Source organism: Streptococcus sp. 27098_8_51 (assembly GCF_041432205.1).
In the GTDB taxonomy this organism is placed as follows: domain Bacteria; phylum Bacillota; class Bacilli; order Lactobacillales; family Streptococcaceae; genus Streptococcus.
The window spans coordinates 24,232-38,740 of the sequence record NZ_JAPVZE010000018.1 but is presented as its reverse complement, the minus strand read 5'-3'; the positions used below and the strand labels follow the sequence as shown (position 1 = coordinate 38,740).

The 14,509-nt window shown below is 38.5% G+C and carries 14 protein-coding genes; 12 read left to right on the top strand and 2 right to left on the bottom strand.

What is annotated here, in order from left to right; genetic code table 11:
* The 3 genes from O3622_RS09440 to O3622_RS09430 form a co-directional block, all read left to right on the top strand.
* Positions 1 to 426: prealbumin-like fold domain-containing protein (locus O3622_RS09440; RefSeq protein WP_371607389.1), on the top strand; the 426-nt coding region annotated here is incomplete at its 5' end.
* Between the two features lie 592 nt (positions 427 to 1,018).
* Positions 1,019 to 4,381, top strand: coding sequence for a Cna B-type domain-containing protein (locus O3622_RS09435; RefSeq protein ID WP_371607388.1), 3,363 nt, complete (start codon positions 1,019 to 1,021; stop codon positions 4,379 to 4,381).
* Between the two features lie 205 nt (positions 4,382 to 4,586).
* On the top strand, positions 4,587 to 5,327 hold the full coding sequence (locus tag O3622_RS09430; RefSeq protein ID WP_247924246.1) for a class I SAM-dependent methyltransferase: 741 nt from the start codon (positions 4,587 to 4,589) through the stop codon (positions 5,325 to 5,327).
* 81 nt (positions 5,328 to 5,408) lie between these two features.
* Here the strand turns inward: O3622_RS09430 and O3622_RS09425 are convergent, their stop codons facing one another.
* Complete coding sequence (locus O3622_RS09425; RefSeq protein ID WP_000525394.1) at positions 5,409 to 5,768, bottom strand: DUF3397 domain-containing protein; 360 nt, start codon at positions 5,766 to 5,768, stop codon at positions 5,409 to 5,411.
* A 91-nt stretch (positions 5,769 to 5,859) separates the two neighbouring features.
* Between O3622_RS09425 and O3622_RS09420 the strand changes: the two genes are divergently transcribed.
* The 5 genes from O3622_RS09420 to O3622_RS09400 are packed head-to-tail and all read left to right on the top strand — an operon-like array spanning position 5,860 to position 10,560.
* On the top strand, positions 5,860 to 6,816 hold the full coding sequence (locus O3622_RS09420; RefSeq protein ID WP_000867033.1) for a TIGR01212 family radical SAM protein: 957 nt from the start codon (positions 5,860 to 5,862) through the stop codon (positions 6,814 to 6,816).
* A complete protein-coding gene (locus tag O3622_RS09415; RefSeq protein WP_000828420.1) occupies positions 6,800 to 7,357 on the top strand; it encodes a class I SAM-dependent methyltransferase in 558 nt (185 codons plus the stop codon). The genes O3622_RS09420 and O3622_RS09415 overlap by 17 nt, the downstream gene beginning before the upstream one ends.
* Positions 7,350 to 7,604 carry a hypothetical protein gene (locus O3622_RS09410; protein WP_000361094.1) on the top strand — a complete coding sequence of 85 codons (255 nt, stop codon included), beginning with the start codon at positions 7,350 to 7,352 and terminating at the stop codon, positions 7,602 to 7,604. The genes O3622_RS09415 and O3622_RS09410 overlap by 8 nt, the downstream gene beginning before the upstream one ends.
* A gap of 11 nt (positions 7,605 to 7,615) precedes the next feature.
* Positions 7,616 to 9,670 (top strand): sodium:proton antiporter, encoded by a 2,055-nt coding sequence (locus tag O3622_RS09405; protein ID WP_049479142.1) that lies wholly within the window; start codon positions 7,616 to 7,618, stop codon positions 9,668 to 9,670.
* A gap of 29 nt (positions 9,671 to 9,699) precedes the next feature.
* Positions 9,700 to 10,560 carry a YihY/virulence factor BrkB family protein gene (locus O3622_RS09400; RefSeq protein ID WP_049479143.1) on the top strand — a complete coding sequence of 287 codons (861 nt, stop codon included), beginning with the start codon at positions 9,700 to 9,702 and terminating at the stop codon, positions 10,558 to 10,560.
* A 39-nt stretch (positions 10,561 to 10,599) separates the two neighbouring features.
* Here the strand turns inward: O3622_RS09400 and queA are convergent, their stop codons facing one another.
* Entirely contained in the window at positions 10,600 to 11,628 is a 1,029-nt protein-coding gene (gene queA / locus O3622_RS09395; RefSeq protein ID WP_371607387.1) for a tRNA preQ1(34) S-adenosylmethionine ribosyltransferase-isomerase QueA, read from the bottom strand.
* A gap of 149 nt (positions 11,629 to 11,777) precedes the next feature.
* Between queA and O3622_RS09390 the strand changes: the two genes are divergently transcribed.
* The 4 genes from O3622_RS09390 to O3622_RS09375 all read left to right on the top strand — a co-directional run bounded on the left by O3622_RS09390 (position 11,778) and on the right by O3622_RS09375 (position 14,383).
* Positions 11,778 to 12,485, top strand: coding sequence for a glucosamine-6-phosphate deaminase (locus tag O3622_RS09390; RefSeq protein WP_000864609.1), 708 nt, complete (start codon positions 11,778 to 11,780; stop codon positions 12,483 to 12,485).
* Between the two features lie 77 nt (positions 12,486 to 12,562).
* Complete coding sequence (locus O3622_RS09385; protein WP_371607386.1) at positions 12,563 to 13,099, top strand: hypothetical protein; 537 nt, start codon at positions 12,563 to 12,565, stop codon at positions 13,097 to 13,099.
* An 80-nt stretch (positions 13,100 to 13,179) separates the two neighbouring features.
* Positions 13,180 to 13,356, top strand: a complete 177-nt coding sequence (rpsU, locus tag O3622_RS09380) for a 30S ribosomal protein S21 (protein ID WP_000048054.1) — start codon at positions 13,180 to 13,182, stop codon at positions 13,354 to 13,356.
* A 64-nt stretch (positions 13,357 to 13,420) separates the two neighbouring features.
* Positions 13,421 to 14,383 carry a hypothetical protein gene (locus tag O3622_RS09375; protein WP_247929792.1) on the top strand — a complete coding sequence of 321 codons (963 nt, stop codon included), beginning with the start codon at positions 13,421 to 13,423 and terminating at the stop codon, positions 14,381 to 14,383.
* Positions 14,384 to 14,509: the final 126 nt, after the last annotated feature.

Below are 14,509 nucleotides of genomic sequence, written 5' to 3'. Positions count from 1 at the left end.
ACCTTCAGCAAGGTAAATCTAGCGGGTGAAGAAATCGCGGGTGCAAAAATCCAAATTTTCCGTGGAGAAAAAGTTGCAGGTAGTCCTGTGGCTGAATGGACTTCAAAAGCCAATCAATCACATGTACTTGATTTGACTCCAGGAGTATATACTTTCCATGAAGAAGCCGCTCCAACTGGATACTTAGCAGTAACAGATATTACATTCCAAGTTAACTACGACGGAACTGTAACAGTGGTAAATGCTAGTGGAAATCAGGTTGAGTTTAAGGATGGTAAGTTAGTAGTAACGGACCAAACTGAACCAGAAAATCCTAACCTACCAAACACTGGAAGCGAATCTGGACAAGCTGCATTAGCAGCAGGTTTAGCTCTTCTAGCTTTAGGTGCAGGTCTTGTAGCAACTAAACGAAGAAAAGAAGACTAATCTCATTTAGTAGCCAATAAGTAGATTAAAGAAAGATCAGGGATAACTCCCTGGTCTTTTTTTATGGTTCAGAATAATGAAATATGCTAAATTAAACTATTTACCAGTATGGTGTATGACTATTGCTAAATCTCTTCTGATTTTTACTTATATAAAATAGTTTGGATAATTATTAAGGTGCATCAAACTTATAAATAAATGGAATGTTTTGTGTGATGTTTCTTTCTGTTTGTTTAAAAGAGAAGTTGTTCGTATGTGAACACTAAACTTAAAGAAACTTCAGTGTGATGAAAGAATTAATTTTTATGGCAGTAATTTTACACTGTGTCAATATTTTCAAAAGGCAATAACCTCATAATATTACAAAAAAAGTTAATTTTGTTTTATAATGAAACTAAAGGAGGTTTCTATATTAAAAATAGAACAAATATGATAAATATTGCACTCACATATAGTTATGAAACATGTTAATATGATGTAACTTATTCAATAACCCTCATGGATTTCAACGAATTCGAAAGGAGATGAGTGTTGAGATTTTATAATCATAGTTTGTCGTTTTAATGTTTTCGGTAATTTAGAAAGGAAGATTATGAAGAACAAGAAATTTTGGTTACCCATCCTAACTTCTCTGGCCTGTTTGCTAGGGATAATCTTTGCTCCAAATTCAGTTCAAGCAAAGGAACTGAAGAACGTTATCAGTAATATTGGAATTTGGGAAGTTGATAATGGTAAATTTATAAGTCCGGATGAAAATGGAATTTATAACCTTTCTCCAGAGCACCATGACTACTCAAACTATAAGTTCTCAGTGGATTATGATTTGAGTGCCTATGATGGCAAATTGGAGGACGGTGATACCTTTACCTTTACTGTTCCGAGCCCTTTAACTGTTAGACATGAAACTTTTGATTTAAAAGATAAGGAAACAGATCTCGTTATCGGAGAAACTCAAATTGTATCAAACGGGGATAATAATGGTGGTAAGGCGACTATTACATTAAAAAATCTGAAAACCTATCTTGAGAAAAAAGGTGGCTATCAAGTCCAAAACGTTAAAGGAAATTTCTTTGTTGGTTTTAGTTCTAAAAATGAATTAAGCAATGAAACGCTCCGTTTTGATAAGACGGAAACTATAAATGAAATTACCCATCAAATTAAGGTCAAAAAAGGGGAAGCCTCTGATTATTCTGAAGGAATTGGACGTGCTAATTTCAGTAAGTATCATGGTCTGATTTACAAAGAGGATTGGACATCTAGTGCTCTAAATAAGAGTGGACAATATTTACACAGTTGGTATGTTCGAGCTAATCCTAAACAAGCTGCCTATAACAAAATTGAAATTCATGACTGGGTTGACCCAAATGCCTCACCGATGCAGATGATTCCTGAAACATTTAAAGTTACGGCAGGTTGGTACGATAAATCTTATTACTTTAAAGATGAGGTGGTTTTAGAAGCTGGTAAGGATTACCAAGTAAAATGGAATGATTCTTACACAGAATTTACTTTAACAATTAACAATGCATCTTCAATTCTTGCGAAGAACGGGAAACCAGCAGCATTTCGAATTAATTATAAAACAAGTGCTCCAGCTGATGGCACGCAAGTCCAAAACAATGCTGAAATGAAGGGTGATGACCAGATTCTAACATATGACGACTATAGTAATAAGACAGTCGTTAAGCAAATCGGAAACTCAGTCGTTGCTTCTGGCGGTACAATTCAGTTAGAAACAGGTTACCGTATCATTCTTTACAAGGTCGACGAGCTGACTCATGACCGTCTAAAAGGAGCAAAATTTAAGATTACTCCTCCGGCAGGAGCTACGGCTAAAGAAGAAATTGTAACGACAAATGATGACGGAATTGCTGAATCATCTATTTACTCAGAGAGTGATATCAAGAAAGGGAACTTTACGGTAACCGAGATTGAGGCTCCTGAGGGATATGAGTTGAATCCTACTCCATTTGAGATGACTGTTGGGCAAGATGGAGCTATCAAAACAGTTACAAATAAACGTAGCAAAGCTAAAGTTAAGATTAAGGCTAATAAAAAACTTACGGGTCGTGAGTTGAAGGCTGAAGAGTTTGAATTCACTTTAACAGACCAAGATGGTAAGGTGAAAGAAACTGTGAAGAATGACAAAGACGGAAACATTGCTTTCTCAGAATTGGAATTCGACAAAGCAGGGACTTATACCTTTAAAATTGCTGAAAAAGCTGGCAGTGATACAAGCATCAAGTACGACACTAAAACTGTCACGGCTACAGTTACTGTAGTAGATAAGGGCAAAGGTGCACTTGAAGCAACTGTTTCTTACGATGATGAAAAAGCTTTCGAGAATACTTACACTCCAGCAAAAACGGAAGTTCCTGTGAAGAAAGTATGGAAGGACGAGAACAACCAAGATGGCAAACGTCCAACTTCTGTCACAGTTAAATTGCTTGCAGATGGTCAAGATACAGGTAAGACACTTACATTGACTGAAGCGAACGGTTGGGCTGGAAGCTTCAAAGACCTTGATGCTGATAAAGGCGGCACACCTATCCAGTACACGGTAGTAGAAGTAACTGTTGCTGGTTACACTTCTAAGGTTACTGGTGACGCTGCATCAGGATTCACTATCACAAATAGCTATTCACCAGAAACAGTTGATGTAAAAGCAACTAAGAACTGGGATGACGCAAACAACCAAGACGGTAAACGTCCAACTAAGATTACAATCAATCTTTTAGCAGACGGTGAGAAAGTAGCATCGAAAGAGATCCAGGCAGCTGCAGACGGAACTTGGACTGCTACATTCGAAAAATTAGCAAAATATAAAGCTGGTAAAGAAATCAAGTACACTGTAACAGAAGAAGCCGTAGCCGAATACGAATCAACTATTACAGACTTTACCATCACAAACAAATATGCTCCTAAAGAAATCGACTACAAGGTAACAAAAGTATGGAATGACGCTAATAACCAAGACGGTAAACGTCCTGAGTCCGTAACGGTTCAACTTTATAAAAAAGTAGGAAACGCAGATCCAGTAGCCGTTGAAGGTAAGAAATTGACCTTAACAGCTAAGGAGAAGACTGATGATAATACTTGGGTAGCATCCTTCACCAATCTTCCACAATACGAAGCTGGAAAAGAAATCACCTATTCTATCAAGGAAGTGGATGTACCAGCTGGTTATAAAGCCTCTGTAACTGGTCAAGTAGTTACTAACACTCACAATCCAGATACAGTCATCCTTTCAGGAACTAAGGTGTGGAAAGATAACAACAACCAAGACGGCAAACGTACAACATCTGTGAAAGTTCAAATTCTTAACGGCGAAAAAGTTGTTCAAGAAATTGAAGTTTCAGAAAAAACTGGCTGGAAGTTCGAATCTAAAAAACTTCCTAAGTATGAGAATGGTAAGGAAATCAAGTATACTGTCAAAGAAACTGCTATGACAGAATACAAAGCAACCATCACTACAGACAAGGATGGCAAGTACACCATTACCAACGAACATACTCCAGAAAAAACAGCTGTAAAAGGTCATAAGATCTGGAAAGATGAAGAGAACAAAGACGGTATCCGTCCAGCATCTATCACAGTAAAACTTCTTGCAGATGGTAAGGAAACTGGTCAGACAGCTACAGTGTCAGAGACAAGTGGCTGGACTTATGAATTTACAGGTCTTGATCGTTATCAAGAAGGTAAGGAGATTACCTACACTGTTGAAGAAGTGAATGTTCCAGATGGTTATATAGCTTCAGTAGAAGGTTACAACATTACAAATACGCACACTCCTGAAAAACCAACACCTGGCAAACCAAATGAACCAGGTAAGCCTAAAAAAGGTGGGGAATTACCTAATACAGGAAGCGAGTCTAACCAAGCAGCTCTAGTAGGTGGAATCTCCCTTCTTGGATTGGGAACAGGATTCTTGGCAAGACGCAAAAAAGAAGATTAAATTTTTTAAACGGTATCTTTTACTAAATTTGCATCACGTTTTAAAAGTAGAAACAAGTGTCAATAGAAATTGACACTTGTTTTTTTGTAACTGACCCTGGTTCTACTACCGGATACAAGTGGATAGTTGCCACTTACTGAAAAGCTATTGTTTTCGCTACGAAATCCTCTATAATAGGTGACAAATAAAAAAGGAGATGTTACATATGATTGAAACAAGATTACAAGATAAATTGAAGCCAGGTTTGGAGGTAGAAAATTTTCAAAAAGATGGGGATATCTATCTGTCTCTTAATCCAGCTTATCTATCTGGAGATAATGCTAAATACATGACCATGTATAACCGTATGGCTCGCTGGTACGATATGAGTGAGAAATGGATAGGACCACTTCTCCACGGCAAGGCGATTGATAAGTTGAGAAGGGATCTGATGGAGGAAATAGAATGGAAAGATAATTTATCTGTACTTTATGTCTCTATTGGGACTGGTCAAGACCTCCGTTATATTCCTGAGACAATTGACCTGAAAAGTTTAGACTTTGTAGGGGTAGATATTTCTATCAGTATGCTAGAAAAATGCCAGAAATCTTGCGCTAAAAAGACTAATTTGCAACTTTTCCATGCTTGCGCGGAGGATCTACCCTTTGCGAATAATAGTTTTGACATTGTCTACCATATTGGCGGAATCAATTTTTTCAATGATAAGGCCAAGGCTATGCAGGAAATGCTACGAGTGGCGAAGCCAGGAACCAAAATTTTAATCGCAGATGAGACGGCTGACTATGTGGATCAGCAATATAAGAAAAATCATTTTAGTAAGGATTATTTTAAAGATGCTACTGTTGATTTGAGTGAAATTGAGAATGCTGTTCCAAGCGAAGTTAAGGAAAAGGAAATGAAACTTCTTTGGGATGGCAAATTCTACGCCTTGACATTTAGGAAATAAGAAAAAGTATCTTGGTAGAGCTTAGAAAGTAAGTATGAAGATAAAAATATTCCCTTAGACAGCTGTCTGAGGGAATGTTTTTTATGGGAGCATCATCAATTCGACAATCATTGCTATGTAGATGATTAAGGTAAGGAGAAAACCAGCTCTCCAGAAAAACTTGATGAATTTAGGGTAATAAAAACTTCGTTTTTTGACAAGGAAAAAGACTACAAGGAGGATTGCTAGGAGAGAAAGTGCGACTCCAAGTCGCGGTAGAAAGTTGTGGGTAAAAGCTTTAGCAGTAATCAGATAGTACTCGAATACCAAAAGTGGAAAAGCTAGATCCGCGAAATTAAATCCTATTTTCCTAAGTCCGAAAAGCTTGGTGACAATAAAGCAAACCACCAAGGTTAATATCAATAATAAAATAGATGCTATTTTCATTAAAATCATACCCATATTGTATCATAAAAAAACGCTAAAGGAAATGAGAAACAAGGGAATTTGTTGGAAAGTCAGGCTTTTGAGATTGTAGGTGTTTTTTGTTATAATGAAAGTTATGAAATCTTATAATACCTTGAATGATTATTATCGAAAACTTTTTGGAGAAAAGACTTTCAAAGTTCCTATTGATGCGGGATTTGACTGTCCAAATCGGGATGGAACTGTAGCTCACGGTGGTTGTACTTTTTGTACGGTTTCAGGTTCTGGAGATGCCATCGTGGCACCGGATGCCCCTATCCGTGAGCAATTTTATAAGGAAATTGACTTTATGCACCGCAAGTGGCCAGAAGTTAAAAAGTATCTGGTTTATTTTCAAAACTTTACCAACACCCATGAAAAGGTGGAAGTGATTCGGGAGCGATACGAGCAGGCTATCAACGAGCCAGGTGTAGTAGGGATTAATATCGGAACACGACCAGACTGTTTACCCGATGAAACCATCGAATATTTGGCTGAGTTATCGGAACGCATGCATGTGACTGTAGAATTGGGCTTACAGACAACCTTTGAAGCAACCTCTGACCTGATTAACCGTGCCCATTCTTATGAATTGTATGTTGAAACAGTAAAACGCTTGAGGAAATATCCCAAAATTGAGATTGTTTCCCATTTGATCAATGGTTTGCCTGGTGAGACTCATGAGATGATGGTCGAAAATGTCCGTCGCTGTGTTACGGATAATGATATTCAAGGAATTAAACTGCACTTGCTTCACCTCATGACCAATACACGGATGCAGCGAGATTACCACGAAGGACGCTTGCAACTGATGAGTCAGGATGAGTATGTCAAGGTCATTTGTGACCAACTAGAAATCATTCCCAAGCATATCGTCATCCATCGAATTACAGGAGATGCACCGAGAGATATGCTGATTGGCCCTATGTGGAGCCTCAATAAATGGGAAGTGCTAAATGCTATTGAAACTGAAATGAGACGCCGAGGAAGTGTTCAGGGCTGTAAGGCTGTAAAACAGGAGTTTGAAAATGAAAAGACCACTTGAGATGGCGCATGATTTTTTAGCTGAAGTCGTGACAAAAGAGGATATTGTTGTGGATGCGACCATGGGTAATGGGCATGATACCCTTTTTCTAGCCAAGCTAGCCAAGCAAGTCTATGCCTTTGATATTCAGGAGCAGGCTTTGGAGAAGACGCAAGAGCGTTTGGATCAGGCTGGAATGAAAAATGCCCAGTTAATCTTGAAAGGTCATGAGACACTAGACCAGTTTGTGACAGAAGCTAAGGCAGGGATTTTTAATCTTGGTTATTTACCTTCTGCTGACAAATCCGTCATCACTCAACCTCAGACTACTATCGAAGCATTAGAAAATCTGTGTCATTTGCTTGTCAAAGGGGGACGGATTGCTATCATGATCTACTATGGTCATGAAGGAGGAGACACCGAGAGGGATGCTGTATTGGATTTTGTTAGCCAGTTGAACCAACAAGAGTATACAGTTGCCATTTATCGGACTCTCAACCAAGTTAATAATCCACCGTTTTTAGTTATGATTGAAAAATTAGAAAGGTATAGACATGGATAAACAATACCTTCGTGAGAAGCTTGAGGCAATGCGCCAAAATTTTGTCGAGTCAACGCATCACGAGCGAGCAGTCGGGGTGCTCGATGAAGCACATATGAGCAAGAAAATGCTTAAAATCAAGAAAAAATTAGTGGCTCTTGAAATGGAACGATGCCAGAAAAAAATTGAGCACAAAGACTGTTCTAAGATTGATCAGAAAATCCAAGAGCAAAAGGAGATTTTTGAATCTTGTTGTAAAAAAGATTAAGGAGGAATTGTGTGGAATTACTCATTTACTTGATTCTATTTTTATTTGTCTTAATCATTTCAACCACGACTAATAAACTTCTCCCTTTTTTGCCCCTTCCTCTTGTACAAATTCTTTTGGGGATTGGGATTGGTTTATTTGTTCCCGATGCGGACTTTCATCTCAATACAGAGCTGTTTCTAGCCATGGTTATTGGTCCCTTACTTTTCCGAGAGGCAGAAGAAGCGGATATTACGTCCATTTTGAAGCATTGGCGGATTGTCGTCTTTCTGATTTTTCCTGTGATTTTTATCTCGACCTTAAGCTTGGGAGGCATGGCTCACTTCCTTTGGATGACTCTTCCTTTGGCTGCCTGTTTAGCAGTTGGAGCGGCACTTGGGCCAACAGATTTGGTTGCCTTCGCATCTCTTTCTGAACGTTTTCGTTTTCCCAAACGGGTTTCTAATATCCTAAAAGGGGAAGGACTCTTAAATGATGCTTCTGGTTTGGTTGCCTTTCAGATGGCTCTTGCTGCTTGGACAACAGGAACGTTTTCTCTCAGCCAAGCTGGAACTTCCCTAGCACTTTCTATCCTTGGTGGTTTTGTAGTTGGTTTTGTGACGGCTATGGTCAATCGTTTCTTGCATAGCTTTTTACTGAGTGTGCGAGCGATAGATATAGCTAGTGAACTATTGCTAGAGCTAAGTTTGCCACTCATGACCTTTTTCATCGCAGAAGAGTTTCATGTTTCAGGGATTATCGCAGTAGTGGTTGCAGGTATTTTGAAGGCCAGTCGTTTTAAGAAAATTACGCTCCTTGAGGCTCAGGTAGACACCGTGACGGAGACCGTTTGGCACACCGTGACCTTTATGCTAAATGGATCAGTCTTTGTTCTCTTGGGAATGGAATTAGAGTTGATAGCAGAGCCGATCTTGTCTAATTCTCTCTACAATCCCCTTCTTTTACTGCTTTCAGTTGTCGTTCTGACCTTCTTACTCTTTGCGATCCGCTTTGTCATGATTGCTGGTTTTTACTTTGTGAGGACGCGTCGACTTAAGAAAAAAATTAATAAGTACACGAAAGATATGCTTCTTTTGACCTTCTCTGGTGTCAAAGGAACAGTATCTATCGCGACCATTCTCCTCATACCAAGTCATTTGGAGCAGGAATACCCTCTCTTACTCTTCCTTGTAGCAGGCGTTACACTATTGAGCTTTCTAACAGGTTTATTGGTTCTCCCTCACTTATCTGAAGAACAAGAGGAAAGCAAGGATCATTTGATGCATATTGCGATTTTGAATGATGTAGCTGCAGAATTAGAAAAAGAACTGGACCATCACAAAAACAAACTTCCTCTTTATGCAGCTATTGATAATTATCATGGTCGAATTGAAAATCTCATCCTTAGTCTGGAAAATAAGAGAGTCCAAGAGGACTGGGAGTCCCTAAAGCTTCTTATCTTGAGTATTGAGAGTGACGGTTTGGAGCAAGCCTATGAAGAAAATAGAATCAGTGAGCGTGGCTATCGAGTTTACCAACGTTACCTAAAAAACATGGAGCAGAGTATCAATCGGAATTTCGCTTCCAGAGTGACTTATTACTTCCTAGTTTCTTTACGGATACTGCGCTTTCTACTCCATGAAATGTTTACCTTTGGCAAAACTTTCCGTAGTTGGATAAATGAAGAATCTCGTAAACTACTAGCAGTTGACTATGATCAGATTTCAGAGTTGTATTTGGAAAATACAGAGCTGATTATCGAGAGTTTGGAAAACCTCAAGGGGGTTTACAAGAGTTCTCTGATTAGCTTTATGCAAGAGTCTCGTCTACGCGAGACGGCTATTATCGGAAGTGGTGCCTTTGTTGAGCGGGTTATCAATCGCATCAAACCAAACAATATCGATGAAATGCTACGAGGCTACTATCTCGAACGTAAGGCAATCTTTGAATACGAAGAAGCTAAACTGATAACAGCCAAGTATGCCAAAAAACTACGCCAAAATGTGAATAATTTAGAAAATTATTCTCTGAAAGAGGCCGCAAATACTTTACCTTATGATATGCTAGATTTAATCAGAAGAACTTAGATGATGAAGAAAATGACGGAGGATGGAACATGAAAAAGTGGTGGAATGAGCTGATGGACAGGCCCTTATTGAAAGCTTTTTTGCATTATTATCAAGCATCTGATAGTGAGTTGACCAGTGTTGCGGTTGCCTACTATTGGTTGATTTCAATCTTTCCTTTGCTAATGATAATGGTCAATATCTTGCCTTATTTTCAGATTCCGGTCTCAAATTTCTTACTGACGATTAAGGAATTCTTGCCTGATACGGTGTATGATGTGGTTGCCAAGATTGTCCGAGAAGTTCTGACTCAACCATCAACTGGTTTGCTGAGTTTTGCCGTTTTATCTGCACTCTGGACCTTTTCGAAATCAATGGATTTCCTCCAAAAAGCCTTTAATAAAGCCTATGGGGTGACCAAGAGTCGAGGAATTATCTCCCATCAGTTGATGAGTCTACTTGTTAGTTTTGGCTTGCAGATCCTTTTTGCCTTGGCCTTATTTTTGAGTATGTTTGGTCGTATGTTGCTCAACCTCCTCAAAACTTACTGGCAATCAGACAGTCCGCTATTTTCCTACCTGCAAGACTTTACAGGTCCTCTGGTCTATGCCTTGATCTTTGCCATTTTAGTTATGATCTACTACTTCCTTCCAAAAGTAAAAGCACCACGAATCCGCTATGTTTTACCAGGAAGTGTCTTTGTCTTGCTAACTCTTATCTTTTTATTGAACATCTTTTCTGTCTACGTCAATAGTTATGTCAATCATCTGGTTGATGTTCGATTTTTCAGTTCCATTATCGTGGTGGTCATGATGTTCTGGTTTATTCTTATTGCAAAGATTTTGATTATCGGAGCAGTTATCAATGCCAGTGTTCAGAGTTTGAAAGATCCAAAGTTTGGTATGGAATAATTAGAAAAATCCCTATTAGGTTTCCTAATAGGGATTTTCTTAATAGATAAACATGGCATCTCCAAAACTGAAGAAGCGGTAATGTTCTTGGATAGCATGGTGATAGGCATCTAGGACTAAGTCACGACCGGCAAAGGCAGAAACCAACATGACCAGAGTTGATTTTGGTAGGTGGAAGTTGGTTGAAAAAGCATCCACAACCTTCCAGTCGTAGCCTGGTTTGATAAAGATATTGGTCCAACCAGAATCTGCTTGGATTTGCCCATTAAACTTGGAACCGATGGTTTCCAGTGTGCGGATAGAAGTGGTTCCAACAGCGATGACGCGACCTCCATTTTCCTTGACTGAGCGAAGGGTGGCAGCTGCTTCCTCAGAAAGTTGGTAGAACTCCGAGTGCATTTCATGTTCGTCCAGATTGTCAACAGAGACAGGTCTAAAGGTTCCGAGTCCGACGTGAAGAGTGAGATAGACTAGATGAACACCTTTGGCTTGGATTTCTGCTAGTAGTTCTTTGGTGAAGTGCAATCCAGCAGTCGGTGCAGCAGCAGAGCCACTCTCTTTAGCGTAGACCGTTTGATAACGTTCACGGTCATCCAATTTTTCATGGATATAAGGTGGTAGTGGCATTTCACCCAGGCTTTCCAAAACTTCTAGGAAAATTCCTTGGTATTCAAAACGGACAATGCGGCCCCCATGGGTCAATTCTTCTGTAACGACAGCGCTGAGGCGACCATCACCAAAGCTGACACGAGTACCGACCTTGAGGCGTTTGGCAGGTTTAGCGAGGACTTCCCACTCATCACCGGCAGTATTTTTGAGCAGGAGAAGCTCCACGTGCCCTCCGGTCTCCTCTTTTTGACCATAAAGGCGGGCAGGGAGAACGCGAGTGTCGTTCATGACAAGGGCATCACCTGGTTCCAACATATCAATAATAGAGTGGAAGTGTTTATCCTGCATTTCTCCCGTTTCACGATTAACGATAAGGAGTTTGGAGGCATCTCGTTTTTCAAGGGGCGTTTGGGCAATCAATTCCTCAGGCAAGTGGAAATCAAAATCAGCAGTATTCATTTTTTCATCATTCTTTCTAAGTTCTAATCCTATCCATTATAACATGTTTCAAGTTTGGGCGCTCTTTTTTTAAAAATTAAATCGTTTTCACTTGACAAAAATTGGTCTATACCATATAATAAATATAGATTAAAATGGAGGATGAAAAGATGAAAGTTATTAAAGTTGAAAACCAAGTCGAAGGTGGAAAAGTTGCTTTTGAGATTTTGAAGGAAAAATTAGCCAATGGCGCTCAAACATTGGGACTTGCGACAGGAAGTAGTCCACTTGAGTTTTACAAAGAAATCGTTGAGAGTGACCTTGATTTTTCAAATCTAACCAGTGTGAACCTTGATGAGTATGTAGGGCTTGATGGGGACAATCCACAATCTTACCGTTACTTCATGCAAGAAAACCTGTTTAACCAAAAACCATTTAAAGAAAGTTTCTTGCCACGTGGTGTTAAGGATAATGCTGAAGAAGAAGTAGAACGCTACAATCAAATTTTAGCTGACCATCCTGTTGATTTGCAAATCTTGGGGATTGGTCGCAATGGACATATCGGCTTTAATGAGCCTGGCACTCCATTTGACAGTCAAACGCATCTAGTAGAACTTGACCAGTCTACTATCGAAGCCAATGCTCGCTTCTTTGACAAGATTGAAGACGTCCCAACCCAAGCCATTTCAATGGGAATTAAAAACATCTTGGATGCCAAGTCAATTATTCTCTTTGCTTACGGTGAGTCTAAAGCAGAAGCCATTGCTGGAACAGTGTCTGGTCCAGTGACTGAAAGTCTACCAGCAAGTAGCCTACAAAACCACCCTGACGTGACTATTATCGCTGATGCAGAAGCGCTCAGCTTACTTGAAAAATAAAAATTACACGAACCACTTGCTCTTTGGAGTGAGTGGTTTTAGACATATAAAACTTCAACATTACGTTAGGGGACCACATGAATAAAGAAGAATTTCTAAAAGTAAAAGAAGCGTATAAGAACGTTAGGCTAGAAGAGAAAAAGAAGATAATAGACTTCCTCTTAAATAAGAAAAATAATGATGGAAACTTAATATTTTTTAAAAAAACAGATATAAATAAAAATGAGTTAAATAAAGGTGAGGATATATCATTTGTACAGACAAGTGGAGGAAGTGGAAAACCAAATTACTCATCAGGAGGTACTTTATCTAAACCGTATGATTTATCAAATCACATGTATATTGATTTGTCATATAAAGGGAATGATGTACTAATCTCTTTACAGTCTTTTGATATTGATCCAAATAGTCATAATCTTCATGTCTTATATGATAGAATAGGTATCATATTTGAAAAAGATGAGGAATCAGATGATAAAGATGGAAAACCAGATAATGAACTGAAAGTCAGTGATGATTTTCTTAAAATGGAAACAACAAACTGGGAATTACCTTTATCTGAAGCAGATATGGAGGAGATGGTGGACTATATTATTAGTCATTATGAAAAATAAAAAAACTTAGTTTTCCCTTGACAAATATTCATTTTGCGTGTAAAATGGAATAGATCTTGAACTTGAAGGGAGTGAAAAAAATGTCTAAAACAGTAGTACGTAAGAATGAATCTCTTGACGATGCACTTCGTCGTTTCAAACGTGCGGTTACTAAAGCTGGTACTCTTCAAGAAACACGCAAACGTGAATTCTATGAAAAACCTTCTGTAAAACGTAAACGTAAATCAGAAGCAGCTCGTAAACGTAAAAAATTCTAATTTGAAATGAAAGGCTAGATTTGTCTAGTCTTTTTTTGCACAATGTTTAGAGGAAGAAATTGTTATGAGAGAGTATATAAAAGAATATCAAAAGATGCGTGAAAATCACTTGGAAGATTGGGGTTATTGTGCTGATCCGATAGATTGGAAGGAATTTGAAGAGTCAAACCAAAGAATTTTTGAAAAGTATTTGACCGATTCAAAAGTATTGTCTGACAAGGTTTTAAGGGTAAAATTGTACAGTAGCTTATTGCTAGATGATACTAAATATTTTGCCTATTATGCGGCGTTTTTAGATGGGGATTATACACAGTTAAACAACGCGCTATGGCAAACAGGAAGAACTGAGTTGATGAGAGGCGGTTTGTTAGCAAGTGGAACCATTTATACAGATGGAATTTTGAAAGGCTTGTTTACCTCTTTTGCTTGTAACGATTTTTCAGTCATTCCATCATTCATCCCCAAAGATTTACCCTTGTTGAAAGGAACTTATTATCCAGAAAATGTGATTAATCTTTTATACGCTCTTTATTATCAAGATGAAGAAAGATTATCCGAGTCTCTCTCGCTGGCACAACATTTTTTGGAGAAGAAAAAACGAACTGGTATGGAAGAATTTTCTGTTCGGTATTTTATAAACTTGGCAAGAAAAGATGCAGTTGCATTAAGTGAGTCCTTACAAAGTTTATGCCAAGCTTATCAGAGACGAGGCTTCCCCTATGAAAAGATTGATAAGTGCTTTGCGGATGAGATTCATGGTCTATATCGATTGGTACGATTGTTTGACCATTCCTTGTTTGAAGAAGTCAGTATGCCATCTCATAAGACTTTTTTGAAGGACTTTGAAGAATGGCAAGTCCAAAATCAGTTTCCAAAAGGTCAACAGTTCTATACCTATCCTCAAGATATGGCTGATGCAAATAGAATACTAACAAAAGGTCTTCCAAAAATTTACTTAGAAAAATCTGGAAGGGACTTGGTGATAGACGTTGACCGATTTGCAGTAGATTTGTCTCGGTTAATTTGAAAGCGTACGAAAAGACTTACTAGTTAAATCTTTTCCCAAGTAACATCAAATAAATACTGTAAATCCTGCAAAAAAAGGAAACTTCCAACTACAATTTGATATAATAGTAAGGAGAACTCGATTGAA

Bases quoted from the DNA above. Each gene is read 5' to 3' on its own strand.
- O3622_RS09430 (WP_247924246.1), top strand. From the start codon at position 4,587: ATGATTGAAACAAGATTACAAGATAAATTGAAGCCAGGTTTGGAGGTA.
- O3622_RS09435 (WP_371607388.1), top strand. From the start codon at position 1,019: ATGAAGAACAAGAAATTTTGGTTACCCATCCTAACTTCTCTGGCCTGT.
- O3622_RS09385 (WP_371607386.1), top strand. From the start codon at position 12,563: ATGAATAAAGAAGAATTTCTAAAAGTAAAAGAAGCGTATAAGAACGTT.
- O3622_RS09400 (WP_049479143.1), top strand. From the start codon at position 9,700: ATGAAAAAGTGGTGGAATGAGCTGATGGACAGGCCCTTATTGAAAGCT.
- queA (WP_371607387.1), bottom strand. From the start codon at position 11,628: ATGAATACTGCTGATTTTGATTTCCACTTGCCTGAGGAATTGATTGCC.
- O3622_RS09415 (WP_000828420.1), top strand. From the start codon at position 6,800: ATGAAAAGACCACTTGAGATGGCGCATGATTTTTTAGCTGAAGTCGTG.
- O3622_RS09410 (WP_000361094.1), top strand. From the start codon at position 7,350: ATGGATAAACAATACCTTCGTGAGAAGCTTGAGGCAATGCGCCAAAAT.
- O3622_RS09390 (WP_000864609.1), top strand. From the start codon at position 11,778: ATGAAAGTTATTAAAGTTGAAAACCAAGTCGAAGGTGGAAAAGTTGCT.
- rpsU (WP_000048054.1), top strand. From the start codon at position 13,180: ATGTCTAAAACAGTAGTACGTAAGAATGAATCTCTTGACGATGCACTT.
- O3622_RS09425 (WP_000525394.1), bottom strand. From the start codon at position 5,768: ATGGGTATGATTTTAATGAAAATAGCATCTATTTTATTATTGATATTA.
- O3622_RS09375 (WP_247929792.1), top strand. From the start codon at position 13,421: ATGAGAGAGTATATAAAAGAATATCAAAAGATGCGTGAAAATCACTTG.
- O3622_RS09420 (WP_000867033.1), top strand. From the start codon at position 5,860: ATGAAAGTTATGAAATCTTATAATACCTTGAATGATTATTATCGAAAA.